Raw genomic sequence first — 399 nt, 5'->3', positions numbered from 1 at the left:
CCGTTGTAGATCAGCTGATTGACGCTGTTCAGGTGGCGCACGGCCTGATGCACGCCAGGCGCCAAATGCGTATGCAGGCGCAGGCTGGCGCCATTGACGGCGCCTTGCAGGTCGGTGATCGCTTGTTTCAGCGCGCCTCGCAGGGCCGAGCCCAGGTCTTCGCTGGCGATCAGCTTGCTTGCGGCGCTGTAGAGCTTTTCGCTGTCGTTCCAGTCGAGCGCGCCAGAGGTGGAGAAGCTCGGCAGCAAGCCGGCCAGCAAGGCTTTATCGCGCAACAGCAGGGCGCGGTAGGGGGGGCTGTGCGGATCCTGCAGCCAGTTGTGCCACAGCGCGGCGCTGCTGCCAGGGCGTGGTGCATCAGGGGAGGGCGCTTCGGTGATGCCGCCCGCCAGGCATGCG

1 pseudogene is annotated in these 399 nt (G+C 66.7%); it reads right to left on the bottom strand.

What is annotated here, in order from left to right:
• Positions 1-399 (bottom strand): annotated as a pseudogene (locus tag FS665_RS23490) (hypothetical protein); the annotation flags it as partial.

Origin of the sequence: Pseudomonas sp. URMO17WK12:I11 (assembly GCF_007677725.1) — a bacterium.
Lineage (GTDB): Bacteria > Pseudomonadota > Gammaproteobacteria > Pseudomonadales > Pseudomonadaceae > Aquipseudomonas.
The sequence above is the reverse complement of the archived record's forward strand: the minus strand, read 5'-3'. Positions and strand labels throughout refer to the sequence as shown.